This is a genomic window from Streptomyces sp. ISL-10, from assembly GCF_018614575.1.
Lineage (GTDB): Bacteria > Actinomycetota > Actinomycetes > Streptomycetales > Streptomycetaceae > Streptomyces.
In genome coordinates, this window is record NZ_JAGGOJ010000016.1 from 248,309 (window position 1) to 274,916 (window position 26,608).

19 protein-coding genes are annotated in these 26,608 nt (G+C 72.5%); 9 read left to right on the plus strand and 10 right to left on the minus strand.

Translation table 11 applies throughout. The annotated features are described in order from the left end of the window. The gene (locus J7E88_RS20850; protein ID WP_215183253.1) at window positions 1–939 is read left to right on the plus strand and encodes a hypothetical protein; all 939 of its coding nucleotides are present in this window, start codon (window positions 1–3) and stop codon (window positions 937–939) included. A 152-nt stretch (window positions 940–1,091) separates the two neighbouring features. After that, complete coding sequence (locus tag J7E88_RS20855; RefSeq protein WP_251022922.1) at window positions 1,092–6,314, plus strand: hypothetical protein; 5,223 nt, start codon at window positions 1,092–1,094, stop codon at window positions 6,312–6,314. 85 nt (window positions 6,315–6,399) lie between these two features. Here J7E88_RS20855 and J7E88_RS20860 read toward each other — a convergent pair whose 3' ends face one another. Beyond that, window positions 6,400–6,864, minus strand: a complete 465-nt coding sequence (locus J7E88_RS20860; RefSeq protein ID WP_215183255.1) for a hypothetical protein — start codon at window positions 6,862–6,864, stop codon at window positions 6,400–6,402. A gap of 531 nt (window positions 6,865–7,395) precedes the next feature. Between J7E88_RS20860 and J7E88_RS20865 the strand changes: the two genes are divergently transcribed. The 4 genes from J7E88_RS20865 to J7E88_RS20880 are packed head-to-tail and all read left to right on the plus strand — an operon-like array spanning window position 7,396 to window position 11,703. Next, complete coding sequence (locus J7E88_RS20865) at window positions 7,396–10,251, plus strand: nitrate- and nitrite sensing domain-containing protein (RefSeq protein ID WP_215183257.1); 2,856 nt, start codon at window positions 7,396–7,398, stop codon at window positions 10,249–10,251. Further along, entirely contained in the window at window positions 10,248–10,703 is a 456-nt protein-coding gene (locus J7E88_RS20870; RefSeq protein WP_215183259.1) for a roadblock/LC7 domain-containing protein, read from the plus strand. Before J7E88_RS20865 ends, J7E88_RS20870 begins: the two co-directional genes overlap by 4 nt. Window positions 10,704–10,712: 9 nt before the next feature. Beyond that, window positions 10,713–11,117: a DUF742 domain-containing protein gene (locus tag J7E88_RS20875; RefSeq protein WP_215183261.1), complete on the plus strand. Its 405-nt coding sequence runs from the start codon at window positions 10,713–10,715 to the stop codon at window positions 11,115–11,117. Next, window positions 11,098–11,703 carry an ATP/GTP-binding protein gene (locus J7E88_RS20880; protein ID WP_215183263.1) on the plus strand — a complete coding sequence of 202 codons (606 nt, stop codon included), beginning with the start codon at window positions 11,098–11,100 and terminating at the stop codon, window positions 11,701–11,703. Before J7E88_RS20875 ends, J7E88_RS20880 begins: the two co-directional genes overlap by 20 nt. A gap of 231 nt (window positions 11,704–11,934) precedes the next feature. Here J7E88_RS20880 and glpK read toward each other — a convergent pair whose 3' ends face one another. From glpK to J7E88_RS20910, 6 genes are all read right to left on the minus strand, one after another. Then, on the minus strand, window positions 11,935–13,452 hold the full coding sequence (gene glpK, locus J7E88_RS20885; RefSeq protein WP_215183265.1) for a glycerol kinase GlpK: 1,518 nt from the start codon (window positions 13,450–13,452) through the stop codon (window positions 11,935–11,937). A 52-nt stretch (window positions 13,453–13,504) separates the two neighbouring features. After that, window positions 13,505–14,266: an MIP/aquaporin family protein gene (locus J7E88_RS20890; RefSeq protein ID WP_215183267.1), complete on the minus strand. Its 762-nt coding sequence runs from the start codon at window positions 14,264–14,266 to the stop codon at window positions 13,505–13,507. Window positions 14,267–14,664: 398 nt separating this feature from the next. Continuing rightward, window positions 14,665–15,855 (minus strand): lipid-transfer protein, encoded by a 1,191-nt coding sequence (locus J7E88_RS20895; RefSeq protein ID WP_215183269.1) that lies wholly within the window; start codon window positions 15,853–15,855, stop codon window positions 14,665–14,667. After that, entirely contained in the window at window positions 15,852–16,280 is a 429-nt protein-coding gene (locus J7E88_RS20900) for a Zn-ribbon domain-containing OB-fold protein (RefSeq protein WP_215183322.1), read from the minus strand. The genes J7E88_RS20895 and J7E88_RS20900 overlap by 4 nt, the downstream gene beginning before the upstream one ends. Before the next feature lie 79 nt (window positions 16,281–16,359). Further along, window positions 16,360–16,707, minus strand: a complete 348-nt coding sequence (locus J7E88_RS20905) for a DUF962 domain-containing protein (RefSeq protein ID WP_215183271.1) — start codon at window positions 16,705–16,707, stop codon at window positions 16,360–16,362. A gap of 31 nt (window positions 16,708–16,738) precedes the next feature. Continuing rightward, a complete protein-coding gene (locus tag J7E88_RS20910; protein ID WP_215183273.1) occupies window positions 16,739–17,554 on the minus strand; it encodes a M15 family metallopeptidase in 816 nt (271 codons plus the stop codon). Between the two features lie 39 nt (window positions 17,555–17,593). Here J7E88_RS20910 and J7E88_RS20915 point away from each other — a divergent pair, with 39 nt between their 5' ends. Continuing rightward, window positions 17,594–18,124 (plus strand): NUDIX domain-containing protein, encoded by a 531-nt coding sequence (locus J7E88_RS20915; protein WP_215183275.1) that lies wholly within the window; start codon window positions 17,594–17,596, stop codon window positions 18,122–18,124. Window positions 18,125–18,136: 12 nt separating this feature from the next. Here the strand turns inward: J7E88_RS20915 and J7E88_RS20920 are convergent, their stop codons facing one another. Next, the gene (locus tag J7E88_RS20920) at window positions 18,137–20,569 is read right to left on the minus strand and encodes a glycoside hydrolase family 31 protein (RefSeq protein ID WP_215183277.1); all 2,433 of its coding nucleotides are present in this window, start codon (window positions 20,567–20,569) and stop codon (window positions 18,137–18,139) included. A 228-nt stretch (window positions 20,570–20,797) separates the two neighbouring features. Between J7E88_RS20920 and J7E88_RS20925 the strand changes: the two genes are divergently transcribed. Then, a complete protein-coding gene (locus J7E88_RS20925) occupies window positions 20,798–22,774 on the plus strand; it encodes an acetoacetate--CoA ligase (protein ID WP_215183279.1) in 1,977 nt (658 codons plus the stop codon). Between the two features lie 110 nt (window positions 22,775–22,884). After that, a complete protein-coding gene (locus tag J7E88_RS20930) occupies window positions 22,885–23,793 on the plus strand; it encodes a hypothetical protein (RefSeq protein WP_215183281.1) in 909 nt (302 codons plus the stop codon). Between the two features lie 61 nt (window positions 23,794–23,854). Here J7E88_RS20930 and ptsP read toward each other — a convergent pair whose 3' ends face one another. Together ptsP and J7E88_RS20940 are read right to left on the minus strand one after the other, a co-directional pair. Continuing rightward, window positions 23,855–25,525, minus strand: a complete 1,671-nt coding sequence (gene ptsP, locus J7E88_RS20935) for a phosphoenolpyruvate--protein phosphotransferase (RefSeq protein ID WP_215183283.1) — start codon at window positions 25,523–25,525, stop codon at window positions 23,855–23,857. A 76-nt stretch (window positions 25,526–25,601) separates the two neighbouring features. Next, a complete protein-coding gene (locus tag J7E88_RS20940; protein ID WP_215183285.1) occupies window positions 25,602–26,051 on the minus strand; it encodes a PTS glucose transporter subunit IIA in 450 nt (149 codons plus the stop codon). Window positions 26,052–26,608 lie beyond the last annotated feature (557 nt).

The window sequence follows — 26,608 nt, forward strand, 5'->3', positions numbered from 1 at the left end:
GTGACCGAGCAGCACGCAGAGCACGCCACGCCGTGGCGTGAGGCCGACGCGCCGCTCGGCCCCCCGACCGGCCCCATCTCCGCCCCCACCGGACCCGTACCCGGCCGGGGCACGGGCGCCGTCACCCCCGCCGACGCAGCAGACGCCGCCCGTCTCGTCTCCTTCGGCCTCCAGCCCAAGCTGCTCCCCGCCCGCGACGCCGAATACGCCGACCTCCTGCGCCGCTACCGCGAGGACACCCTCTTCGCACGCCTCGCGGACGCCGTCGCCACCGGCCTCGGCCTCGTCGTGCTGGAGGTGTCGCCCCGCGCGGGCATGGCCGTCACCGCGGCCGAGGACTCCGTCTTCGCCGTCCGCATGGGCGACTACGCGCGCCGGGCAGCGCCCGACTCGGCAGACCGCTTCCTGCACGGGCTGGCCCATCTCGCCGTCGCCGCGATGGCCTTCCCGCGCCCCGAGGACCTCGCCGACGACGGCTACATCGGCCGGATCACCGTCAACGGCGTGGACGCCTTCGTCCGGCAGGCCTGCCGCCGGCTGGAGGAACGCGCCGAGGAACAGGGCGAGAACAGCGACCCGGCCAGCGACGCCCCGGGCCTGGAAGCGGCCTGGCGGGTGTACGCGCGGCGCAGCGCGACAGGCGCCACCAAGGACGCCCGCCGGCTCGCCGGATCCACCACCGGCATCGTCGGCAAGGCGGTCGCCTTCCTGACCGACTCCGGCTTCCTCCAGCGGACCGGCGACGACGCGGGCGGCGCCTACCGCACCACCGCCCGGTATCAGCTGCAGGTGCGCGACATGGCCGGGAGCGCCGCGATGGCCGAGTTGTTGGAGCTGGGCGTCGTCGCGGTCAGCGACGGCACGGCGACGCTCGTCGCTCCGCCCGACGGCGAGGACCTGGAGCTGGTGGCCGACGCGGGGCTGCCGTTCCACACGTGACCGCCTCCGCCTCGCCGTTCCGCGTGGCCGCCCCCGCTCCGCCGTTCCGTGTGACGGCCCCCGTCCCGCGTTGCGGCCGCCGCGCAGCCGCCTCCCACGCGTCAGACGCCACACCGCTGACGAAGCCAGCAGAAGACTGAGAGTCCGCCGCCATGTACGAGTTGTCCCGGGTCCGCCTCTACTCCATCGGTCCTGCCGGTGCGCGCTACGCCGACACCGTGCTCGACCTGCGCGGAGTCGGCGAGCCGGTGCCCCACCCCGCTCCCGCGCAGGCGGAGTTCTTCGAGGAGGAGCCGGTCGGTCCGCCCCGCCGCCCCGCGCCCGCCGGCGTGCTCTTCCTGGAGAACGGCGGCGGCAAGTCCGTCCTCCTCAAGTTGATCTTCTCCGTGATGCTGCCCGGCCATCGCAACACCCTGGGCGGCGCGAGCTCCGGTGTGCTGCGCAAGTTCCTGCTCGCGGACGACTGCGGACATGTGGCCCTGGAATGGCAGCACACCCAGACCGGTGAGCTGGTCGTCGTCGGCAAGGTCAGCGAGTGGCGCGGACGCCAGGTCTCCAACGACCCGCGCAAGTTCGCCGAAGCCTGGTACTCCTTCCGTCCCGGCCCCGGACTCAGCCTCGACTCCCTCCCCGTCGCCGAGTCCACGGCCGTGCGGCCGCCCGTCGAAGGAGCCTCCGGAGCACGCGGCCGCCGCCGCACCATGAAGGGCTTCCGCGACGCCGTCACCGAGGCCGGCAAGGTGTATCCGCACCTCGACGTGTACTGGGAGGAGATCCACGACCGCTGGAACGAGCACCTCGGCGACCTCGGCCTCGATCCCGAACTGTTCCGCTACCAGCGGGAGATGAATGCCGACGAGGGCGAGGCCGCGGGTCTCTTCGCGGTCAAGAAGGACTCCGACTTCACCGACCTGCTGCTGCGCGCCGTCACCGACACCCGCGACACCGACGGCCTCGCCGACCTCGTCAGCGGCTTCGGCAACAAGCTCGGCCGCCGCGCCGAGCTCACCGCGGAGCGCGACTTCACGGCGGGCTCGGTCGACCTCCTCGGCCGGATCGTCGAGGCCGCCGAGGCGCGTGCGCGAGCGCGCGACATCCACGCGGGCGCCGAGCGCCGCACTCGCACCCTGGCGCGCCGCCTCTCGGCCCGCGCCGTGGAGGAGCGGGTCCGTGCCGCCGATCTCGCCCAGCAGGTCACGGCCGCCGCGCACACGGTCACCGAAGCCGAACAGGCACGCAGCCGCAGCTCACTGATCGCCGCCGAACTGGCCTACCGGCATGCCTCCCTGGCCCTGACCGCCGCAGAGAAGGGCGCCGCGGCACAGCGCCGTGAGCTCATCGACGCACGCACGCTGCACTCGGCCTGGCAGGCCGCCGAGAACGTGCTGCGCCACCGCGCCGCCGCCGACCGCTCCGCCCGCGTCGCTGCGGCCATCCGCGAGGCGGAACGGGACGCGGCACCCGCCCTGGCCGCGCGCGCCAAGGCCGCAGGAGATCTCGTCCGCGCCCTGCACAAGGCCGCCGAGGAGGGCGAGCGGGTCGCCAACGAGGAGGAGGAGCGCTCGCGCGCTCTCCAGGAGACCGGCGAGGCCGCTCATCGTGACGCCACGGTCGCGGCCACGGAGGCCCAGCGCGCCCGCAGCGAGATCGGCCACCTGCGCCAGCGCCTCGCCGAGGTCGAGCACGAGACGGCGGAGGCCGTGCGGGCCGGCTGGCTCGACGACACCGCGCCCGATGCCGACCCTGCCCGCGCCGCCCTCGCGGCGAGTGACGCGGAGAAGACCGCTGTCGCCGCGTGGGACAGCGCCCGGGAGACCGCGCGCAGCACGGCCGAGCGCGCCAAGGAAACGGCGGCTGCGGAGTCGCGCGCAGAGCTGACCGCCGCGCGCGCGGCGGATGCGGCGCAGGCCGCGGAGAACGCGTACGAGGCGGAGCGCCGCGCGGCCGAGTCCATCGCGGAGGACGGTCGGCTGGCGGATCTGCTGAGCACTCCGGCCGTGGAACTGCCGGGCCCGGCGGTCCCGGTGCCGCGCGGCCCGGGCGCAGCCCCCGCGGATCACGCCCCCGGCGACCAGGCCACAGCTCAGGTGCCACGCCCGGGTGCCGCCGTTTCGACCGAGGGTGCTCACTCAGGCCACGGCCCTGAGGCCGACGCCACGTCGGGACCGTCCGCCGCCGGAGCGCCGATCGCGGGGGGCGCCGCTGTCTACGGCGGGCACGCCCAGAGCGACGCCACGTCGGGGCATGGCGCTGCCGGATCCGCCAGCGAGGCGGGCGCCGCAGCGCAGGACGATGCCGGCCACGCCCAGGGTCACGCAGCCCGTCCCGGGCACGGAGGCGCCGGGGCCGACGCGGCAGCGCACGCCGGGGCTCCCGCGCACGCCCAGCGCGACGGCGCTGCCGTCCGCGGGCGCGGCGCCACGCCGCGACCGGCCGGCGAGGGCCCCCTCAGCGCTGCCGAGCTCGACGGATTCGCGGACGAACTCCGCGAGTTGCTGGAGCAGTCCGTCGCCTCCGCCGAGCGGCAGCTCTTCGACCTGCGCACCGCCGCCGCCGCCGACGCCCGTATCCTCGGCGCGCTCGGTGACGGCGGGCTGCTGCCGCCCGCACCGGACGTGCTCGCCACCGTCGAGTACCTCGGCGAACACGGCATCCCGGCGCTGCCCGGCTGGCGCTACCTCGCCCAGTCCGTCGACCCCGCCGACCACGCCGCCGTACTGTCCGCACGGCCCGAGCTCGTCGACGGAGTCGTGATCACCGACCCCGCTTCGCACGCCCGGGCGCGCGAAGCGCTCGCCGGCGCGGCGCTGCTGCCGCGCTCGGCCGTCGCCGTCGGCACCGCCGCCGCGCTGCTCGCCCCGGTGCCTGCGACGGGGACCGGCACCGAGGAAGACGTCTTCCTCGTCCCGCCGAACCCCGCCATGCACGACGAGGCCGCCGCCGACGAGGAGCGGCACGCACTGCGGGCCAGGGCGACCGCCCGCGACGAAGAGATCCGTGCGCTCGCAGCCCGCCTCGCGGGCGACCGCTCCCTTTCCGCCCGCCTCGCCGCCTGGCGCGACGACTGCCCGCCTGGCGGGCTCGCCGAGCTCGCCACCGCCGCGCGCACCGCCCGCACCGCCGCCACCAAGGCCCAGGAGGTGCTCGCCGAGGCCCGTACGGCACGGGCCGAGGCCGACGAGGCGGCCGCCGAGGCCGCGCGTGTGCGGGACGAGCGGCAGGAGGCCGCGCAGCGCGCCCGGCGCGCCGCGGACGCGCTCGCCGGCCTCGCGTTCCGGCTGCGTGAACGCGCAGGCTGGCAGGCCAAGCTGCGCGAACTCGCCGACGAGGCCGCAGAGTGCGAGGCACGCGCCGCCGCTTGCCTTGAGCGCGCCAAGGCCGCCGACGAGGACCGCCGTGCCGCGCAACGCGCCGGTGACGACGCCCGCCGCACCGCCCGCGCCCTGCGCGCCGAGCGCGCCGAGATCGCCGGAGCCCCGGAGAACCTGTCCGAGGACGACGGCGACACCCCGCGCGCCTCCCTGCCCGCACTCCGCGAGGCGTATCGTGCGGCCTCCCAGCTCTACGAGAAGGTGGGCGTCGGCGCCGACCTCCGCGCCGAGCAGGCCCGCGCCGAGAGCGACGAGAGCGCCGCACTCGCGGAGCTCGACCGGCTCACCAACAAGGTCCGCACCCGCGCCGCCCAGCTCCTCGAAGGCACCGACGGCGCCGACGGTCCCTCCCGCCAGGCAGCCGCCGCCCGCGCCGAATCGCTCGTGCAGATGCTGGAGTCACGGGCGACCGAGGCGAGCGAGAAGCTCGGCCGCCTCCGAGGCGAGGCCGAGCGGCTGGCACCGGCCGACGGCGCGGCGCACACCGACCTCCCCGACGACCTCGTGCCCGCCGACGCCGGGCACGCCCAGGCGCTGCTGCGCACGGCCGGCGGCGAACTGGCGGCCCGCACCGAGGCGCTGGAGACCGCCCGCACCACACATGCCGAGCTGCTCCGGGCCCACCGCGCCGCCGAGGACGCCGCCGGCGGATTCGACGAGACGGCCGCGCTCCTGCGCGACCTGCTCCGCGACCACCAGCAGGACGACGAGACGGCCCGGGCTCCGGAGCCCTTTCCGGGCACGCTGGAGGAGGCCCGCAACTCCGCGGCCGAGGCCCGTCGTTCGCTCCGGGCATGCGCGACGGACCTGTCGGCCGCGGAGTCGGCGGTACGCGAGGCGAGCGACGTGCTCGTACGGCATGCGAACTCCACGCGGTACGAGCAGGTGCGCACCCCCGCGCGCCAGCAGATCCGCGAACTGCCCGCGGCCGCGCTGCCCGAGCACGCGGCGAAGTGGGCGGAGGCGTTCGCGCCCCGGCTGCGCGTGCTCACCGACGAACTCGCGCAGCTGGAGCGCAATCGCGACACCATCGTGGACAGGCTGCGCGGCCTGGTGGAATCGGCGCTGGCGACCCTGCGTTCGGCCCAGCGGCTGTCCCGGCTGCCGGAGGGGCTCGGGGAATGGTCCGGACAGGAGTTCCTGCGGATCCGCTTCGACGAACCGGACCAGGCCACGCTCGCCGAGCGGCTCGGCGAGGTCATCGACGAGGCGACCCGCGCCGCGGTGCGGAAGAACGCCTCCGCCGCGTACGGGGAGAGTCGCCGGGACGGCATGTCTCTGCTGCTCCGGGGTGTTCAGGCTGCCCTGGAGCCGAGGGGCGTCGCGGTGGAGATCCTCAAGCCGGACGCCGTGCTCCGGGCGGAGCGGGTGTCCGTCGGGCAGATGGGCGACGTGTTCTCCGGCGGCCAGCTGCTGACGGCGGCGATCGCGCTGTACTGCACGATGGCGGCGCTGCGCAGCAACGACCGCGGCCGGGACAAGCACCGGCACGCGGGCACGCTCTTCCTGGACAACCCCATCGGCCGGGCCAACGCGACGTATCTGCTGGAGCTCCAGCGTGCGGTCTCCGACGCCCTCGGCGTACAGCTGCTGTACACGACGGGTCTGTTCGACACGACGGCGCTTGCCGAGTTCCCTCTGGTGATCCGGCTGCGCAACGACGCCGACCTGCGGGCGGGCCTGAAGTACATCAGCGTCGAGGAGCACCTGCGTCCCGGGCTTCCCCAGGTCGAGCCCACGGGGGAGACGGTGCACGGCGAGATCACGGCCACGCGGATGTTCAGGCGGGCGGCGGTCCCGGAGCAGGCGACACCGGAGCCGCACGGGGCCGGGAAGCAGGCGACACCGGAGCCGCACCGGGTGCCGCACCGGGCCCGGGAGCGGGCGGTGTCGGAGCCGCACGGAGCCGGGGGGCAGTCAGCACTTGAGCCGTCCGCGGTCCGGGAGCCGACGGTATCGGAGCCCCCGGCAGCGGAGGAACGGACAGTTTCTGACGCTCCCTGACGCGCCGTTGCCCCCGTACCCCGTGGCACCTCAAGCGCCGCGGCGGCAGTCCTGCCGGGGCGGTGGGGCCCGTGGCCCGTGCGGGTCAGGCCCGGGACAGCCCGCCGGTGCCGCGCCTCCGTGGCGGGGCCGCCTCGCGCGCGGACGCGCGGGCCGCCCGGCGCGCCCGGCGGCGCTCGCGGCGCAGCTGCCGCGCGGTGCTGCTCGGCTCCGACACCACACCATGGCGCTGGTTCCACGCCTGGCGCGTCACCCATACGTCCAGCACGGCCCAGGTCGCCACCACGGTGCTCGCCACACTGCTGATCACGGTCGGGAAGGCCAGCCAGGACCCCGTCAACGACAACAGGAACGCCGCCATCGCCTGAATCAATGTCAGCGAGGTGATGATGACGGCCCGGACCGCGGCCGTACGCACCGGGTCCGCCATACGTCGCCTGGCCTTCGGTTCCTCGACCCAGAGCGGGCGCGGCGGATATGCCTCGTCGTATGCCGGCGCCGCTTCCGGCGCGGAGACCGGTGTCTCCGCGCGACGCTCGTGCGTGTCCATGGATCCTGTCACTCCCCACCTCTGTCCATCTTCTGGGTGGCTGCCCGGAATCCGTCGTTCTACTCCGGCCGGTCCGGCTCAGGTCCTTGCACGTCCCTGCATGTCCTTGCACGGACACCGGCCCGCGATCCCCGGAATGCGGTGCCGGCCGACGCGTCGGCTGCTGACGTCAGTGAACCCCCGCGGCTCCCCGTACGTATGGACGATCGAGGAGCCGTGAAGATTCCCGACCCCGTCCGTCCACGGCTCGGCCGTGGCACTCCCGTGCCCTGACGCGCACCCAGGTGCACTCCATGGCCGAAGAATTCCGGCCAACTGGCCCGGTCCGAAAGGAGACGCGTTGTCGCTGCCCTGCGGCACAAAGGGGAATGCCAACACTGCGAATACCAGAAAATCCCGTAATCAGGGTCACTTGCGTCGGCCGAAAATCGCCCGGACGCTCCTTCGAGTTGCCTGGGTGACAGTAGTAGGCTCACGCCGTTTGTTGACCTAACACCCGCCGGAACGGGCCGGGTTGAGCAGGGGGAGGCCATGCGCTTTCGCGGGAAGTCCATCCGCCGGAAGATCGTGGCGCTGCTGCTCGTGCCGTTGTTCTCCCTCACTGCCTTGTGGGGGTTCGCCACCGTCCTGACCGGCCGGGAGGCCGCCGAGCTCCTGGACGCCAGCTCCGTCGCCGAACAGGTCGGCACACCCGTCGAGAACACCGTCGACGCCCTCCAGAAGGAGCGTCGCCAGACCCTCGTCTACCTGGCCGACCGCCGCGCCTCCGACGCGCTGCCCGCCCTGAGTGCCCGGCGCGACGAGTCGGACGGTGTCATCACCGCCCTGCGCGACAAGGCCCGGACGCAGTCCGTGCGCGACGACATGACGCCCGCGACCGCCCAGCAGCTCACCTCGCTCCTCGACGCGCTCGACGGCCTCGGCGCACTGCGCCGCTCCGTCGACACCAACACGATCACCCGGGTCCAGGCGCTCGAGTTCTTCAACCGCCTCGTCGACCCCTCCTACACCTTCCTGCTGACCCTGCACGGCCTGGGCGACGCCGAACTGGAGCGGCAGGGGGCCGGCCTGGTCGGCCTGCTCCGGGCACGCGAGATGCTCGCCCGCGAGGACGCCCTGGTCGCTTCCACGCTCACCACCCGCAAGGTCACCGGTGAGGAGATACGCACGCTCACCGACCTCGTCGCCCAGCGCAATCTGTACTACGAGCTCAACCGCGCGAGCCTGCCCGCCAAGGACCGCGAGATCCTCGAGCAGTACTGGCGCAGCCCCGAGACCGTGCCGCTGCGCGAGGCCGAGGAACGCCTCATCACCGAGGGCCCCGTGGACCGGCTCGCCTCCGCGGAGGTCGGACGCTGGGAGGAGGCCGCGACACCCGTCCTCGACGATCTGGCGCGCCGGAGCAAGGAGGCCGGCGCCCGCCACGAGGACCGCATCGAGCCGGCCGCGTACAGCGTCTTCGTACAGGCAGGGGTCGCCGGAGTGCTCGGCTTCCTCGCCGTCCTCATATCCGTGATCGTCTCCGTCCGCATCGGCCGCGACCTGGTCCGCGCCCTGACGCGGCTGCGCAAGGAGGCTCACGAAGTCTCCGGCGTACGCCTGCCCAGCGTGATGCGCCGCCTCGCCGCAGGCGAGCACGTCGACGTGGAGACCGAGGCGCCGCGCCTGGAGTACGACAAGGACGAGATCGGGCAGGCGGGACAGGCGCTCAACACGCTGCAGCGCGCCGCCGTCGAGGCCGCCGTCCGTCAGGCCGACATGCGGCGCGGCGTCTCCGACGTCTTCGTCAACCTCGCCCGCCGCAACCAGGTCCTGCTCCACCGGCAGCTGACCCTCCTGGACGCGATGGAGCGGCGCACGGAGGACACCGAGGAACTGGCGGACCTCTTCCGCCTGGACCACCTCACCACCCGTATGCGCCGCCACGCCGAAGGTCTGGTGATCCTGTCGGGCGCAGCGCCCTCCCGCCAGTGGCGCAAGCCCATCCAGCTGATGGACGTCGTACGGGCCGCCGTCGCCGAGGTCGAGGACTACGAGCGCATCGAGGTGCGCCGACTGCCCCGTATCGGGGTCGGCGGCCCCGCCGTCGCCGACCTGACCCACCTCATCGCCGAACTCCTTGAGAACGCCACGGTGTTCTCGCCCCCGCACACCGGTGTCCAGGTCCACGGCGAACGCGTCGCCAACGGCTTCACCCTGGAGATCCACGATCGCGGTCTCGGCATGGCACCGGACGCGCTCCTCGACGCCAACCTCCGGCTGGCCGAGACGCCCGAGTTCGAGCTGTCCGACACCGACCGGCTCGGCCTGTTCGTCGTCAGCCGGCTCGCCCGGCGCCAGAACGTGCGGGTCTCGCTCCAGCAGTCCCCGTACGGCGGCACCACGGCCGTCGTGTTCATCCCGGCCGCACTCCTCACCGACGCGCCCGAGACCGAGGGGGCGGGCTTCCGGCTCGACCGCAAGACCGAGAGCGCGGCCGGACGGCGTGATCACGGCAGGCTCGCCCTGTCGAAGGCCTCCTCCGGCCTGACGGGGTCCGCCCTGCTCGACGGGCCCGTGGAACTGGAGGCGCCCGTCGGCGCCCTGGGGCCGGACGACCGCCGCGGGGACCGTGAGCGGACCGGTGCCGACGACCGCGCGGGCATCGTCGACGATGCCCTCGCCGACCTGGAGGACACCGAGAGCGAACGCGGCGGCATTTTCCGCCCGCGATCCCGCAACCGCCGCGAGGACACGGGCAGGGGCCGGCAGGTGCCGGTTACCGGACCGGAGCCGCTCGCCGGACCCCTCCCGCTGCCCCGGCGCAGGCCCCCGACGCTGGTCGCCGACCACGGCCGCCGCGTCGACGAGCGCGGCGCCGCCGGGCGGCACCATCCCGGCACCGGCACCGGCACCGGCACCGACACCCGCGGCGGGGCGCAGCCCGCGCCGTTCGGCCGCGGCACGCCGCTCACCGGTGGCTCTACCGCGCCCTCCGCGCCGATTCCGCTCGCCGGGGACCGCCGCGACCGGTCGGGGCAGCGGCGGGAGCCCGGGCCTCCGGATCAGCGACAAGCACCCCGCGACCCGGCACCCGCTCCCGAAGGGACCCCCGCCGCACCGCCGCTGCTGGAGGGACTGCCACGGCGGGTCCGGCAGGCGAGCCTGGCCCCTCAGCTGAGGGAAGCGGCCGCGGCGCCCGCGCGGCCGCTCAGGGGCACGGCCGCCGGGGACGAGGTCGAGCGTGACGCCGACGAGGTCCGCCGGCGCATGGCGTCCATGCAACGAGGGTGGCAGCGCGGCCGGAGGCACAACGCCGACGAAGCCGCCGCCGAGAACGGCACGGACCAGGCCACCGGCCCTGGCCGGAACGCACCGGGAACGACATCGGAGGGGGACGGTCGATGACCGCACCGCACGCCACAGCATCCAGCGCCACCGGCGCACAGCTCGCCGCGAGGGGTTCCGGCGAGCTCAACTGGCTCCTCGACGAACTGGTCGACCGCGTCGCCAGCATCCGCAAGGCGCTCGTGCTCTCCAGCGACGGCCTCGCCACCGGAACCTCCCGGGAGCTGACCCGCGAGGACAGCGAGCACCTGGCAGCGGTGGCCTCCGGTTTCCACAGCCTCGCCAAGGGCGTCGGCCGGCACTTCGACGCCGGCGCGGTCCGCCAGACGGTCGTGGAGCTCGACGAGGCGTTCCTCTTCGTCACCGCGGCGGGCGACGGCAGCTGCCTGGCCGTTCTCGCCGACGCGGACTCCGACGTGGGCCAGGTCGCCTACGAGATGACGCTCATGGTCAAGCGGGTGGGCGTCCACCTCGTCACCGCACCACGGACCGGTCCGGCCGCCGGGGGGTGAGCGGCTGCCATGAGTGATTCACTCCGCAACAGCCGCAGCCTGCACCACTGGATCGACGCGGACGCCGGTCCCGTGGTCCGTCCCTACGCCATGACCCGCGGCCGCACCACGCACGACAGCCGCCACCGGCTCGATCTGATCGCTCTGGTCGTGCCCGAGGTGTCGGCCGACGACCCGCTCCACGACCACTCTCTGTCCCCGGAGCATGTCGAGATCGTCGAACGCTGTGGCGGCACACCTCAGTCGATCGCCGAGCTCGCCGCCGGACTGGACCTGCCCGTCGGTGTGGTCCGGGTCCTCGTCGGTGACCTCGTCGACGACGAGCTCGTCCATGTAACCCGTCCCGTACCCCCGGCCGAACTGCCGGACGTGAGCATCCTGCGCGAGGTGATCAATGGCCTTCGGGCGCTCTAGCCGCCGAGAGGCACCGATCGAACCGGTGACTCTGAAGATCCTGGTGGCCGGCGGCTTCGGCGTCGGCAAGACCACCTTGGTCGGCGCCGTCAGCGAGATCAGACCCCTGCGCACCGAGGAGACGCTGAGCGTGGCGGGGCGTCGCGTGGACGACCTCTCCGGTGTGGAGAGCAAGTCGACGACCACGGTCGCCATGGACTTCGGACGTATCACCCTCCGCGAGGACCTGGTGCTCTACCTCTTCGGCACGCCCGGACAGGACCGCTTCTGGTTCCTGTGGGACGAGTTGGCGCAGGGGGCGCTCGGGGCGGTCGTCCTCGCCGACACCCGCCGCCTGGGGGACTGCTTCGCGGCCATCGACTACTTCGAGCGACGGGGCATTCCGTTCGCCGTTGCCGTCAACTGCTTCGATGGGGCGAACCGCTTCCCCGCCGAGACCGTACGGGCCGCACTGGACCTGGACCCCGAAGTGCCGCTGCTGATGGGCGACGCGCGCGAACGCGAGTCGGTGAAGGCGATCCTGGTCGCCGTCGTGGAACACGCGCTGGCCCGCGCCGACCAGGCCCGCGAAGCCGTGGTGACCTGAGACGGGCCGCCATCGTGGAAATGGCGTCGGCCCGCGCCGACCGGATCCGCGAGGCCGTGCACGACCGCCTCCGCGAGTTCGTGACCATGTGAGCCGGCACCGGCGGACGCGGCCCGTACCGCCCGTGACCATGTGAGCCGGCACCGGCGGACGCGGCCCGTATCCCCACCGACCGGGGGTACGGGCCGTGCGTCCTGCGCAGCGGCCCCGCAGAGCCTGCGCCTCACCGTGTCAGCTCGCGGTCGGCGGCTCCTCTTCCCAGCCGAAGCTCTTCTCCACCGCCTTGCGCCAGTTGTGGTACTCGCGCTCCCGTGCCTCCGCCTCCATACGCGGTGACCACTCGACGTCGCGCCGCCAGTGCGCCTTGAGTTCGTCCAGGTCGGACCAGACGCCGGTGGCGAGCCCTGCCGCGTACGCGGCGCCCAGGCACGTCGTCTCGGACACCTTCGGCCGGATCACTGGTACGGCCAGCACGTCCGCCTGGTGCTGCATGAGCAGATTGTTGGCGGTCATCCCGCCGTCGACCTTCAGCGTGGTGATGCGCACCCCGGAGTCCTGGTACATCGCGTCGACGACCTCGCGCGTCTGCCAGCTCGTCGCTTCCAGCACGGCCCGCGCCAGATGCGCCTTGGTGACGTACCGGGTGAGCCCGGTGATCACACCGCGCGCGTCGGAACGCCAGTACGGCGCGTAGAGGCCGGAGAAGGCCGGCACGATGTACGCGCCGCCGTTGTCCTCGACGCTCGCGGCCAGTGTCTCGATCTCGCCGGCCGACCGGATGATCCCGAGCTGGTCGCGGAACCACTGCACCAGCGCACCGGTGATCGCGATCGATCCCTCCAGGCAGTAGACGGGAGCCTCGTCGCCGATCTTGTAGCCGAGCGTGGTGATCAGCCCGCTCTTGGAGGGCACGGGCCGGTTGCCGGTGTTGAGCAGCAGGAAACTGCCGGTGCCGTACGTGTTCTTGGCTGTGCCCGTGTCGTAGCACGCCTGCCCGAAGACGGCGGCCTGCTGGTCGCCCAGCGCGGAGGCCACCGGGACGCCGGAGAGCTGGCCGACGGCCGTGCCGTACACCTCGGCGGACGACCTGATCTCCGGAAGGATCGGCTCGGGCAGGTTCATCGCGGACAGGATGGCCGGATCCCACCGCAGGGTCTCCAGGTCCATCAGCATGGTGCGCGAGGCGTTGGTGACGTCGGTGACATGGACGCCGCCGTCGGTGCCGCCCGTGAGGTTCCAGATCAGCCAGGAGTCGATGGTGCCGAAGGCGATCTCGCCGCGCTCGGCCCGTGCGCGCAGCCCGGGCACGTTGTCCAGCAGCCAGGCGGCCTTCGGTCCGGAGAAGTAGCTGGCGAGCGGCAGGCCGGTGGTGTCGCGGAAGAGGTCCTGGCCGTCCGCGCCGCCGAGTTCACGGCAGAGCGCCGCGGTGCGGGTGTCCTGCCAGACGATGGCGTTGTGCACCGGCTTGCCGGTGGCCCGATCCCACAGGACCGTTGTCTCACGCTGGTTGGTGATGCCGAGCGCGCTCAACCGGTCCGCGCGCAGCCCGGCCTTGGCGAGGGCGCCCGCCACGACCGCCTGCACCTTGGACCAGATCTCGGTGGCGTCGTGCTCCACCCAGCCGGGCCTGGGAAAGATCTGGCGGTGCTCGCGCTGGTCGACGGCGACGATCTCGCCGTCCTGGTTGAAGACGATGCAGCGGCTGGACGTGGTGCCCTGGTCGATTGCGGCGACGAACCTGTCGGTCATGACGTCCCCTTACGTCCCTTGTCGAGGCGGCCGGGAGGCCGGAGGGATGCGGCTAGAAGGCAGCGTTGAAGATCAGCCCCGCCAGCAGTCCGCCGACGAGGGGCCCGGCGACCGGCACCCAGGAATAACCCCAGTCGGATGTCCCCTTGTTGGGGATCGGCAGCAGGGCGTGCACGATGCGCGGGCCGAGATCGCGGGCCGGGTTGATGGCGTATCCGGTGGGGCCGCCGAGCGAGAGGCCGATGCCGACGACCAGGAGCGAGACCAGCAGGATGGAGATGCCGGAGCCGTAGATGCCGGCGTCCTGGCCCGGTATCTGGCCCACACCGATGCCGTCGTTCTTCCCGAAGGCGAGGATCGGCAGCACCAGGCCCACCGTGGCGATGATCTCCGTGACGACATTGGCGGCGGGCTTGCGGATCTCGGGGCCGGTGGAGAAGATCCCGAGCGTCGGCTGCGCGGTGCCGATGTCGTCGTTGGCCTGGAACTGGGCGTAGTAGACGAGATAGGCGAGTACGGCGCCGATGATCGCGCCCACCATCTGCGACACGATGTAGAGGGGCACCTTGCTCCACTCACCGGTGTCGACGGCGACGCCCACGGTCACTGCCGGGTTGAGGTGCCCGCCGGACAGGGGAGCCGCGGTGTAGGCACCCGCCAGGACACCGAAGCCCCAGCCGAAGGCGATGACGACCCAGCCGGCTGCCCTCGCCTTGGAGTGGTGCAGCGTGACGGCGGCGCAGACGCCCGCGCCGAAGAGGATGAGGATCGCTGTGCCGATGACCTCACCGAGGAATATGTCTCCGTTGCTCATGGCTGCTCCTTTGCCCTGGCCCGGGGCCCGGCCCCGGTCCTTCGTGCAGGGTGCGTGCTCCATGGCGTGCCATGGCTGCGGACCCGGAGGCAGGGGGAGGTCCCCGGCCCGCCCGGCGTCCGTGACGAGCATGGTGAGCGTGCCGAAGTGCGGCGATGCCGATGAGGACGCAGTTTTCCCCTGCCGTGTTGGGGCGTCAAGGTCGCGGGCAGCACGCGCAGTTCAGGGTGGGTGCGCTGGACACGACGGGCAGGAACGTCAAGGCCGCGCCGCCCACCGGTCCCCGGCCCCCGGCTGCCGCGGCGCTCGCGCGGGGCGTGGCCGCGCCGTTCCCAGGACAGGGCACCGCCGCTTCCAGCGCACGGCGACGGAAGCCTCAGGGTGTGGTCACTGCTGCCTCAGCGCACGACCACAACAGCCGAACCGTGCCCGAAAAGCCCTTGGTTCGCCGTGATCCCGACGCGTGCGCCCGGCACCTGCCGTGCCCCCGCCGTGCCGCGCAGCTGCCAGGTCAGTTCGCACACCTGGGCGATCGCCTGGGCGGGTACGGCCTCGCCGAACGAGGCCAGCCCTCCGCCGGCGTTCACCGGTGTCCGGCCGCCGAGGGAGGTGCCTCCGGACCGTAGGAGTGAGGCGCCCTCACCCTCCTTGCAGAGCCCGATGTCCTCGTACCACTGCAGTTCCAGCGCCGTGGACAGGTCGTACACCTCGGCCAGCGAGAGGTCATCCGGGCCGATCCCCGCCTCCTCGTACGCGGTCCGTGCGATGGACTCCCGGAACGAGTGCGGGGGAGGAGGCACCGCGGCCGCCGAGTCGGTCGCGATGTCCGGCAGGTCGAGCGCATCACGCGGATAGACCGGGGTCACCGTGGAGACGGCGCGGATCCGGACGGGATCGGCCGCTCCGTGCCGCCGGGCGAAGTCCGTGCTCGACAGCACCAGCGCCGCGGCGCCGTCGGAGGTCGCGCAGATGTCCAGCAGGCGCAGCGGATCCGCTACCACCGCGGAGGCGGCCACCTCCTCGGGCGTGACGGCCCTGCGGTAGCGGGCGTACGGATTGAGTGCGCCGGCGGCGGCGTTCTTCACCTTCACCAGCGCGAAATCCTCCGGCGTGTCCCCGTGGACGGCCATGCGGCGCCGGGCGTACAGGCCGAAGTACGCGGGGTTCGTCGCCCCCAGCACCCGGAAGCGCAGCCAGTCGGGATCGTCGGGACGCTCTCCGCCCGCGGGTGCGAAGAACCCCTTGGGCGCCGACTCCGCGCCGACCACCAGCACCACGTCCGCCTGCCCGGCGAGGATCTGCGCGCGCGCCGTGGCGATCGCCTGCGCGCCCGAGGCACAGGCCGCGTAGACACTGGTGACCCGCGCGCCCTGCCAGCCGAGCGCCTGCGCGAAGGACGAGCCCGCCACATGGCCCGGATAGCCGCCGCGCAGGGTGGCCGCCCCGACCACCGACCGCACCTGCCGCCACTCCACACCGGCGTCGGCGAGGGCCTCCAGCGCCGCGACCCTCCCGTACCGGACGAAGCTCCGGCCCCACTTGCCCCACGGGTGCATCCCGGCACCGAGCACCGCCACGTCCGTGCTCACCACGCCTCCACGGGACGCCAGTGCCAGGTCGCCGGACCGGTGCCGTCGCCCTCGTCGAGCACACCCGGTACGACCTCGACCTCCGTTCCGACGGAGAGGTCGCCGGGGGTGACACCGGGCGCCGCCCTGCCGAGCACAACCATCCGCTCGGCCTCCAGTTCCACGGCGACCAGGGTGTACGGCCGCCACGGGACGTCCGGGTCGAAGACATAGGGTGCCGGGGGCCGGTAGCGGCAGTCGGTGTACGACCACACCCTGCCCCGTTTGGACAGAGGCACTTCGGTCTGGTCGCCGCCCCCGCAGGCAGGATTGCGGCAGAAGGCGTCCTCGCGGGGGAAGGAGACCGACGAGCAGGCGGTGCAGCGTGTGCCCAGCAGCCGGAATTCCTCCTCGCCGCCCTCTTCGGTGAACCATCGGGCCACCACGGGTGTGCGTGTCACGAACCCCTCCCCGGCACCGCGAACTGACGGATCGTCAGAAGTCTGCCATGCCCGGCCCGGGCCGTCAGCGGTTCTCGGCGAGCCACTTCGCGGCGATCTCCGCGAGCTCCCCGTCCCGGCCCGCCAGCATCATCCGGATCATCTGCGCGTCACCACGCAGGGACCAGGCCGGATGCCCGAACGTGGCCGGGTTGTTCTTCTCGATGAGGAAGTGGGCCGGCCAGGCCGTCCCGTAACCGATCAGCGGGAGGGCGGCCGCATACCGCAGCCGCCCCCGCGCCATGCCGTACGCGCTGATAGCGAGCCCCGTCAGGGTGCCTGCCAGGTGCACCCACCGAGTAGCGGCCCGCGAGTGCATCGCCACGTAGTACGGCCAGAACTCCTCGTACGAATCAAACGTCTGCTGCGCCATGACCGCACGGTAACGGCCAGGCGCTCCCGCGTCAGCCCGCCCGGTGCCCCGCGACCGAGCGCCGCGCAACGGGGAAATCGAAGTACGTGTCAGGGAACGGCTCCGGCTTGTACGTGAAGTGCCACCACTCCTCCGGCAGATTCACGAACCCCTGCGCGGCGAGCGTGTCCTTCAGCAGCCGGCGGTTGGCTCGCTGGGCCTCGGTGATCCGCGGATCGTCGGTGTGCGACAGCGTGTCGAAGCAGTCGTAACCGGTCCCCATGTCGACGGAGTTGTCCGGGAAACGCTCCGACTGGGGCGCGTAGCACGCCGTCAGCGGCTCACCCGGCACATACGACCGCGTCGGCGCGGCCGGCAGTTTCACGATCGTCAGGTCCACCGTGCTGCCACGGCTGTGTCCGGACTTCTCCGCGATGTAACCGTCCGCGAACAGCCGCGACTTGTCGACCTGCGGATAGAACTCCTCCTTCATCGCCTCGTCGTCGAGATCCTTCGCCCAGCGCACGAAGTGGTCGACCGCCCGCTGCGGCCGGTAGCAGTCGTACACCTTCAGCGAATAGCCCTGCCGCAGCAGCCGCGACTGGGCCCGGCCCAGCGCCTCGGCGGCCGGCCCGGTGAGGATGCACAGCGGCCGGCGGTATCCGTCGATGGGCTCACCGACGAAATTGTGGTCCGTCGTGTAGCGCATCTCCTGGATGATCGTCGGCGCGACCGTGCGCAGGGCCACGAACTCACGCGGCGCCTTCGGTTCGGGCGTCGCCTGCGCGGCGGGGGCGGCCGAGGTGACGGCGAGCAGCCCGGCGGCCGCCGCGGTCAGAGCACGGAAAGCAAAACCAAGTCGTGTCATGCGCACACCGTTTATCACTTCCCGCCCTGACGGGAAAGAATGATCGGATACAGTCCGCCCGTGTCCAAGGACTCCCACTGCGGCCATTGCGGAACGCCGTACGGTGCTCCCGCCGGCTGGCCCCGCACCTGCCCTGCCTGCGGGGAGACCGCCTACCGCAACCCCCTGCCCGTCGCCGTCGCGCTGCTGCCCGCGTACGACGACCGGGGCACCGGACTCGTGGTCGTCACCCGCACCATCGAACCCGCCCGCGGCGGCACCGCGCTGCCCGGCGGCTTCATCGACCACGGCGAGGACTGGCGGGACGCGGTGGTACGCGAAGTCGCCGAGGAGACCGGCATCGAGGCAGGGCCGCAGGACGTGCGCCTCGCCGATGTCCTCAGCTCACCGGCCGGGCACCTGCTGCTCTTCGGACTGCTGCCGACGCGGGACGCCGGCGCGCTGCCGCCGTCCCGGCGCACCGACGAGACCGAGGGCTGGCACCTGCTGCGCGCCCCCGCCGAGCTGGCGTTCGAGCTCCACACCATCGCGGCACGCAACTGGTTCGCGGGCACATACGCCTCCCGCTGACCAGCACCGCCGTCAGTCCAGCCCGCGCACGCGCACCGGCCCCTCCACCGGCACCCGCCCTTCGTCCGTGACCCGCTCCACCACCACACGACCGTCCACCAGCCGCGTCGCGTACCGCTCGATCTCCGACAGCGCCCAGCCGTCGCCGGTGTCCCGAACCACCAGACCGCCGCCCTTGCGCCCCGGCGCGGGCGCCCACGCCTCGATCTCCACCCGGCCGTCATCGGCCCGCACCGCGAGCACCGTCCCCGCCCGCGCCAGCACCGGGATCCTGGCCAGCGGCGCCTCCACCAGCACCTGGGCGGGACCCTCGTACGCGCGGCCCGTCGCGGTGTCGTACCAGCGGCCACGGGGAAGCCGGACCGCCCGCCGGTCGGCTCCCGGCTCCAGCACGGGCGCCACCAGCAGCGAATCGCCCAGCAGGAACGCGTCCTCGCAGTCCCGCAGCACCCGGTCACCCGGGCTGCCCCACCACAGCGGCCGGGCACAGGGCGCACCGGTCAGCCGGGCGAGATGCGCGAGCCCGATCAGATACGGCCGCAGCCGATCACGTTCCCGCAGCGCCGCCCGCGCATGCGCCAACACCTCGGGCCCGAACTCCCACGGCTCCGCCCCCTGCCGCCCGATCGGCGCCCCGGTCCGCAGCAGCGGCAGATACGCGCCCAGTTGCAGCCGGCGCAGATACAGCTCCGCCGACAGAGGGGCCCCGGACCCACCCGCCTCCGCGCCCGAGAACGGCACCCCGCACACCCCGAGCCCCAGCACCCGCGCCAGCGTGGCACGCAACGCCGGCCAGCCCTCCGGCTCCTGCCCCGGCCACACACCGCCGTACCGCTGCACGCCGGTCCAGCCCGAGCCGGAGACGAGGAACGGCCGCTCTTCGGGACGCAGCCGGCACAGCCCCTCGTACGCGGCGCGCGCCATCGCCAGACCGTTCACGTTATGCGCCTCCTGGTGATCGCCGCCACGGCCCTCCAGCACATGCCGTGCCGAACGAGGCAGCGCCATGGCGCCGAACAGCGATGTCGCCCACGGAGCCTCGCCCTCGTGCCACATGCCCGAGAAACCCTGCTCCAGCAGCTCCTCGTACCGCTCGCCCCACCACACCCGGGTGCGCGGATCGGTGAAGTCCGGATGCACACGGTCGCCGGAAGCCGCCACGCCCCGCACCTCCCTGCCCCGCGCGTCCCGCACGAACGCCCCCGCGCGCACCCCGGTCTCGTACACCTGCTCACCCGGCCGTGCCGCTACGGTCGAACCGACCACACGGACCAGCCGCACCCCTTCCTCCCGCAGGTCCTTCGCCAGCGCGGGCAGATCGGGGAACCGCGCCTCGTCCACGCCGAACGGTCCCGCCGCATCTTCGGGGAGCGTCTCGCGGGACCTCCGGCGCCCCGGTACGGCCGGACCCGCCGCACGTCCCCGTCCTCCGGCCGACGGCACCGGGTTCCCGCCAAGATGCACCGCCGACAACGGCAGCCCACGCTCCCGGTACGCGGCCACCAGTTCCCGCACCGCCTGCTCGTCGTCCGATCCGCCCCCCGCGTGCTGAAGGCCGAGCGCCCACGAAGGGGGCAGCGCGGGCGCACCCGTGAGCTGCGCGAAACCGCTCAGAACACGTGCGGGAGTGCCCACCAGGACCCAGCTGCGCAGCGGCCCGCCGTCCATCCGCAGCTCGATGGTCCCGGGCCGGTCGTGCCCCGAGCCCGCACCCTCTTCGCCCTCCCGAACGGTCACCCGGCCGTCCCACGAGGTGTCGTGAAACGCCAGATGCGTCCCCGCGTCGGCCACCACCATCTGCACCGGCATCGTGATGTGTGCGGCATCCCCCTCCGGCCCCGCGCCCCGACCCGTACCTCCGTTCCACAGCCGGTACACACCCCCACGCAGCCGAGGCCCCGGCACACGGCCGCCCAGGCCGAACATCCGCGCGTCGGCTCCCACCTCGCAGCGCTGCGACCAGCGCGCCGGGCCGCCGCCCGCGACGGGCTCCCACCAGCGCGGCGGCAGATCACGGCGCAGCACCACACCCCCCGGGGTACGGATCTCCACCGCACCGTGCCGCGACACCTCGACGGTCACCCGCTCCGACACCACCCGCCAGCCGCCGTCCTTGTCCGGCTCCAGACCGGCCCGCGGGTCCGGCTCCGGAGGCGGACCGGCCAGCCCGTACGACGGCAGCGGCTGCGCACCGTCCCAGCCGCGGAACACCGCGCCGCCCGTCGCGACCACGACGCGCAGCTCGGAACGGGCGAACCGGACGATCCCACCGCCCGGCAGCGGCTCCGCCTCCACCACGGGCCCCGGCACCCTGGCCCGCTCCGTGCCCCGGTCGGACAGCCCCCGTGCGTCCGCACGACTACGGCGCCACGCCGAGCGCGCCGCCCGCAGCCCCTGAACCGAGCCGACATTCCGCACCGCGCGCACCAGGTCACGACCGTCCATGCGGCTCACCCTGCCATTCGGCCGACACATCCGGGGTTCTGTTCAACTGCCGTTCACCCATGGTCAGACCACATATTCACCAAGCCGGACATGGGCGGGGAGCCCTGGTGCGAAAGACGATCACATGGCATCGTCCCTGTCAGCCCGCGTCCGCGCACACCCCGCCCGACCGCGGGCCGCGCAGACACCGCGCACCGAACCGCGTAGAGACAGCCCGGGAGCCGACCCATGACCTCAGCAGCGAACCCCGCCCCGCTCTGGCAGCCGGACGCGGACCGCATCGCGGCCGCCCGCGTCACCCACTTCCAGTCCTGGGCCGCCGAGCGCTACGGAGCACCGGCCGAGGGCGGCTACCCGGCGCTGCACCGCTGGTCCGTGGCAGAGCTCGAGACGTTCTGGCAGGCAGTCGCCGACTGGTTCGACATCCGCTTCACCGCCCCCTACGACCGCGTACTCGGCGACCGGTCCATGCCCGGCGCCCAGTGGTTCCCCGGCGCCACACTCAACTACGCCGAACACGCCCTGCGCACTGCCGAAGATCCGGCACGTGCACACGAGCCCGCCCTGCTCCATGTGGACGAGACACACGAGCCCACGCCCATCAGCTGGGCCGAGCTCCGTCGCCAGGTCGGAGCACTCGCCGTCGAACTGCGCGCCCTCGGCGTACGCCCCGGCGACCGCGTCAGCGGTTATCTCCCCAACATCCCGCAGGCCGTCACCGCCCTGCTGGCCACGGCGGCTGTCGGCGCCGTCTGGACCTCCTGCGCCCCCGACTTCGGCGCCCGCAGCGTCCTCGACCGCTTCCAGCAGGTCGAGCCGGTCGTCCTGTTCACCGTCGACGGCTACCGCTACGGCGGCAAGGAACACGACCGCACCGAGACCGTCGCCGAACTCCGCCGGGAACTGCCCACACTCCGCGCCGTCGTCCACATCCCGTTGCTCGGCACCGAGGCCCCCGAAGGCGCCCTCGAATGGTCCGCCCTCACCTCCGGCGACGCCGACCCCGTCTTCGAACAGGTCCCCTTCGACCACCCCCTGTGGGTCCTGTACTCCTCCGGCACCACCGGACTGCCCAAGGCCATCGTCCAGTCCCAGGGCGGCATCCTCCTCGAGCACTTCAAGCAGCTCGGCCTCCACTGCGACCTCGGCCCCGGCGACCGCTTCTTCTGGTACACCTCCACCGGCTGGATGATGTGGAACTTCCTCGTCTCCGGCCTCCTCACCGGCACCACCGTCGTCCTGTACGACGGCAGCCCGGGCTACCCGGCCACCGGCGCCCAGTGGAGCGTCGCCGAACGCACCGGCGCCACCCTCTTCGGCACCTCGGCCGCCTACGTCATGGCCTGCGCCAAGGCCGACGTCCACCCCGCCCGCGACTACGACCTCTCCAAGGTCGCCTGCGTTGCCACCACCGGCTCGCCCCTGCCGCCGGACGGCTTCCGCTGGCTGCACGACGAGGTGGCCGACAACCTCTGGATCGCCTCCGTCAGCGGCGGCACCGACGTCTGCAGCTGCTTCGCCGGAGCTGTTCCCACCCTCCCCGTCCACATCGGCGAACTCCAGGCCGCCTGCCTCGGCACCGACCTCCAGTCCTGGGACCCCCAGGGCAAGCCGCTCATCGGCGAGGTGGGTGAACTGGTCGTCACCAACCCCATGCCCTCCATGCCCATCCGCTTCTGGAACGACCCCGACGGCAGCCGCTACCGCGAGAGCTACTTCGAGACGTACCCGGGCGTCTGGCGGCACGGGGACTGGATCACCATCACCGAAACCGGCTCCGTCGTCATCCACGGCCGCTCCGACTCCACCCTCAACCGCCAGGGCGTACGGATGGGATCCGCAGACATCTACGAAGCGGTCGAACGGCTCCCGGAGATCCGGGAATCCCTCGTCATCGGACTGGAGGAACCCGACGGCGGCTACTGGATGCCCCTGTTCGTCCACCTCGCCGAGGGCGCCGTACTCGACGACGACCTGAAGACCCGCATCACCCGCACCATCCGCGAACAGCTCTCCCCGCGCCACGTCCCCGACGACATCATCGAGGTGCCCGGCGTACCGCACACCCTCACCGGCAAGCGCATCGAGGTCCCGGTCAAGCGCCTGCTCCAGGGCGCGGCGCTCGAAAAGGCGGTCAACCCCGGATCCGTGGACAACCTCGAACTCCTGCGCTTCTACGAGGAGCTGGCCCGCACCCGCATGTAGCCCCCGGCCCCGGGCGCCCATCAGCGGCGTCCGGGGCGACCGGCCGCCGATGTCAGTGCCCTCACCTACCGTGAGTGAGCAGTGACCACAGCGCTCAGGGGGAAATCAGCATGGCGCACACCAGCAGGTCCCGGCGGCCCGGCACCCACGCATCGATGCGGCGCATCCTGCGCCGCGAGGTCCCCAGCACCGTCGGCATCCTCGCCGACGTCCGCGACTTCACCGCGATGCGCCGCTACCGCAGCTTCACCTTCGACGACCACGCCACCTATCTACGCCAGTCCGAGCAGCTGCTGAAGACGCTCTCCACCCGGCAACTGCACACGACGATCGCCCTGTTCGACCCCGACGAATACGCGGAGTTCTGCACCGACGCGGGGCTCGACGCCGACACGGCACAAGCCCGCAGCCGCTTCACCGCCGAGCTCGCCGGCCGCGGTCCGACCGTCCCCTACACCGGACAGCCGCTCGCCGAGCTGCTGCCCCGGCTCATCGACAAAGCCGTCCGCCAGGCCACCTGGCAGTACGCGACCCTGCTCCTCGCCGACCTCGGTATGTGCGCCGACTGCGGCGAGGACATCGGACGGTCCGCCTTCGACCGGGCCTCGCGGATCCTCATGAGACTCCTCGACGTCGCCGGACCCGGCACCCACCATCTCGTCTGCAGCGTCCCCGGCCCCGACGAACAGCTCTTCGCCGTGCTGCACGCCGATGGTTCCGCCACCGCATCCGCCGAGCTCGACGCGGAGGAAGGCGCCGAGTTCGTCAGCGTCCTCGCCGCGGGGATCGCCCTGGAGACCACCGGCGGAGTCGTGCTGCGCACCAGCGTCCCGGGCGCCCCCGACCACCTCCACGGCTGGCGCCTGGAGAACGGCAGGCTGATCCCGCTCACTGCGGGCGAGGTCTTCAGCGCCTACTGCACCGACGCCGCCACCGGCGAACCGCTGTCACCCGAGCCCGGCGTCGAGTACTGCGCCGGCTTCCCCCTCGCCTCCGACGACCCGGACACCCACCACTGACACCGAAGGGGGCCCTCCGCCACACGGTGAAAGGCCCCCTCCACACATCTCTCCCGACGGACTACTCGCCGGACAGCACCGCCTGGGCGGCCAGCCGCGCCTCCTCGGCGGTGTCCGTGGCACGCGCCGCCGCCGCGGCCCGCTCGCACTGCCCGAGCGTGTACTTCGCCAGCATCGCCCGCACATACGGGATCGACGCGGCACCCATCGACAGCGACGTGACACCCAGACCGGTGAGCACACAGGCCAGCAGCGGATCGGAGGCAGCCTCACCGCACACACCACAGCTCTTGCCCTCGGCCTTCGCGGCGTCGGCGGACAGCGCCACCAGGTCCAGCAGCGCCGGCTGCCACGGATCCTGCAGCCGCGACACCGCACCCACCTGCCGGTCGGCGGCGAAAGTGTACTGAGCGAGGTCGTTGGTCCCCAGCGAAAGGAACTCCACCTCCTGCAGGATCGAACGCGCCCGCAGCGCGGCGGACGGAATCTCCACCATCGCCCCGAACTTCGCCTGCAGTCCCGCTTCCCGGCACGCGTCCGCGAACGCCTTCGCGTCCGTACGGTCCGCCACCATCGGCGCCATGACCTCGAGATACACGGGCAGCCCCTGCGCCGCCTTCGACAGCGCGGACAGCTGCGTCCGCAGCACGTCGGGGTGGTCCAGCAGCGAGCGCAGCCCGCGCACACCCAGCGCAGGGTTCGGCTCGTCGGCCGGCGTCAGGAAGTCGAGCGGCTTGTCGGCGCCCGCATCGAGCACACGCACCACGACCCGGCCCTCGGGAAACGCCTCCAGTACCTGGCGGTAGGCCTGGATCTGCTTCTCCTCCGACGGCGCCTGCTTGCTGTCGTCGAGGAACAGGAACTCGGTACGGAACAGCCCGACGCCCTCGGCCCCGGCCTCCACCGCCGCCGGCACGTCCGCGGGACCGCCCACGTTCGCCAGCAGCGGCACCTTGTGCCCGTCCGACGTGGCACCCGGACCGCTCGACGCCGCGAGCGCGGCCTTGCGCTCGGCAGCGGCCCGCTCCATCTCGGCCCGCTTCTCCTCGCTCGGCTCGACGAAGATCTCGCCCGTGCTGCCGTCCACCGCGATCAGCGTGCCCTCGGCCAGCTCCCCCGCGCCCGGCAGAGCCACGACAGCAGGGACACCGAGCGCCCGCGCCAGGATCGCGCTGTGACTCGTCGGCCCGCCCTCCTCGGTCACGAAACCGAGCACCAGCGCGGGGTCGAGCAGAGCGGTGTCGGCCGGCGCCAGGTCGCGCGCGATCAGTACGTACGGCTCGTCGCTGTCCGGCACACCCGGCATCGGCACCCCGAGCAGCCGGGCCACGATCCTGTTCCGCACGTCGTCCAGGTCCGCGACCCGGCCCGCGAGGTACTCACCTGCACCCGCCAGCAGGGCCCGGTAGGCGGCGAACGCGTCGTACACGGCACGCTCGGCCGTGCTGCCGACGGCGATACGACGGTCCACGTCCGCCATCAGTTCGGGGTCCTGCGCCATCATCGCCTGCGCCTCGAGCACGGCCTGCGCCTCGCCGCCGGCGAGATTGCCCCGCGCGATCAGATCGGCGGCGACGGCCTCGACGGCCTTCCTCGCCCGCATCTGCTCGCGCTCCGCGTCCTCTGCCGGTATCTGCTTGGCCGGCGGTTCGAGAACCGCCGTGCCCATGTGCCGCACCTCGCCGATCGCCACTCCGTGGCTCACGCCGACGCCTCGCAGCGTTGTCTCCATGTCACCGTCTCCGATTGAGCGGCGGCCCGTGCCGCCGCGGTGGATGTCCGACTCGCCAGTTACCGGCGTGCGGCGGTCACTGCCAGCCGAAGAGGCTGTCGCCGGCCTTCACGTCGCCGTCCTCACGGACGTCGGAAAGAGCGTCGGGAGTGGCCTCGAGCGCCACCACCGGGCAGATCGCAGACTTTCCGGCCGCCTCGACGGCCGCCGGGTCCCACCGGACCACGGCCTGTCCGCGCTGCACGGTGTCGCCCTTTTTGACGAGGAGTTCGAACCCCTCGCCGTTGAGCTGCACGGTGTCGATGCCGAGGTGCGTCAGCACGCCGTGTCCCTGATCGTCGACAACGACGAACGCGTGCGGATGCAGCGAGACGATGATGCCGGCGACGGGGGAGACGGCTTCCGATGCCCCGCGATCGGGATCGATGGCAGTCCCAGGACCGACCATCGCGCCGGAGAACACGGGATCGGGCACGGCTGCGAGCCCGATGGCCCGTCCGGCGAGAGGGGACGTCACTGTGGTCATGGAGCCTCCCAGAGCGGGGATTTCGTGCTGCGTCGTCACTGCTTGTACCGGACGACACACTGTTCAGCAGGGTATGTCACATGAAGTCCTAGTTCCGCATAACAGCTACCAGTTGACGGACCTAGGGGGTGCCGCAAGCGATTTGCCTCGTCTGCGGCAGACCTGTACTCTCGTACCCCTGCCTGACCCCAACGCGACATCGAGTCGGAGGTCGGCAGCGCCTATCAAGCCGAGATCCTAACTGGTCTAAACCACTGCTTGTCCGCAGGGTGGTGGTCAGAGAGGCCGAGAAAGCCTGATAGTGTTTGAAAGACCGAAGGGAAGCGCCCGGAGGAAAGCGTCGGACAGTGTCCGGGGTGAGTACAAAGGAAGCGTCCGTTCCTTGAGAACTCAACAGCGTGCCAAAAATCAACGCCAGATATGTTGATACCCCGTCTCCCTCGGGAGATGAGGTTCCTTTGAAAGTCCTGCCGGCCCATGTGGTCGACAGGCAATACACAGCGAGGACGCTGTGAACGGTCGGGACTATTCCTCCCGGCTGTTCCGCTCTTCGGATG

Excerpts from the sequence above, each read along its gene's own strand:
- J7E88_RS20855 (WP_251022922.1), top strand. The coding sequence starts at position 1,092 with ATGTACGAGTTGTCCCGGGTCCGCCTCTACTCCATCGGTCCTGCCGGT.
- J7E88_RS20860 (WP_215183255.1), bottom strand. The coding sequence starts at position 6,864 with ATGGACACGCACGAGCGTCGCGCGGAGACACCGGTCTCCGCGCCGGAA.
- J7E88_RS20865 (WP_215183257.1), top strand. The coding sequence starts at position 7,396 with ATGCGCTTTCGCGGGAAGTCCATCCGCCGGAAGATCGTGGCGCTGCTG.
- J7E88_RS20870 (WP_215183259.1), top strand. The coding sequence starts at position 10,248 with ATGACCGCACCGCACGCCACAGCATCCAGCGCCACCGGCGCACAGCTC.
- J7E88_RS20875 (WP_215183261.1), top strand. The coding sequence starts at position 10,713 with ATGAGTGATTCACTCCGCAACAGCCGCAGCCTGCACCACTGGATCGAC.
- J7E88_RS20880 (WP_215183263.1), top strand. The coding sequence starts at position 11,098 with ATGGCCTTCGGGCGCTCTAGCCGCCGAGAGGCACCGATCGAACCGGTG.
- glpK (WP_215183265.1), bottom strand. The coding sequence starts at position 13,452 with ATGACCGACAGGTTCGTCGCCGCAATCGACCAGGGCACCACGTCCAGC.
- J7E88_RS20890 (WP_215183267.1), bottom strand. The coding sequence starts at position 14,266 with ATGAGCAACGGAGACATATTCCTCGGTGAGGTCATCGGCACAGCGATC.
- J7E88_RS20905 (WP_215183271.1), bottom strand. The coding sequence starts at position 16,707 with ATGGCGCAGCAGACGTTTGATTCGTACGAGGAGTTCTGGCCGTACTAC.
- J7E88_RS20910 (WP_215183273.1), bottom strand. The coding sequence starts at position 17,554 with ATGACACGACTTGGTTTTGCTTTCCGTGCTCTGACCGCGGCGGCCGCC.
- J7E88_RS20915 (WP_215183275.1), top strand. The coding sequence starts at position 17,594 with ATGATCGGATACAGTCCGCCCGTGTCCAAGGACTCCCACTGCGGCCAT.
- J7E88_RS20920 (WP_215183277.1), bottom strand. The coding sequence starts at position 20,569 with ATGGACGGTCGTGACCTGGTGCGCGCGGTGCGGAATGTCGGCTCGGTT.
- J7E88_RS20925 (WP_215183279.1), top strand. The coding sequence starts at position 20,798 with ATGACCTCAGCAGCGAACCCCGCCCCGCTCTGGCAGCCGGACGCGGAC.
- J7E88_RS20930 (WP_215183281.1), top strand. The coding sequence starts at position 22,885 with ATGGCGCACACCAGCAGGTCCCGGCGGCCCGGCACCCACGCATCGATG.
- ptsP (WP_215183283.1), bottom strand. The coding sequence starts at position 25,525 with ATGGAGACAACGCTGCGAGGCGTCGGCGTGAGCCACGGAGTGGCGATC.
- J7E88_RS20940 (WP_215183285.1), bottom strand. The coding sequence starts at position 26,051 with ATGACCACAGTGACGTCCCCTCTCGCCGGACGGGCCATCGGGCTCGCA.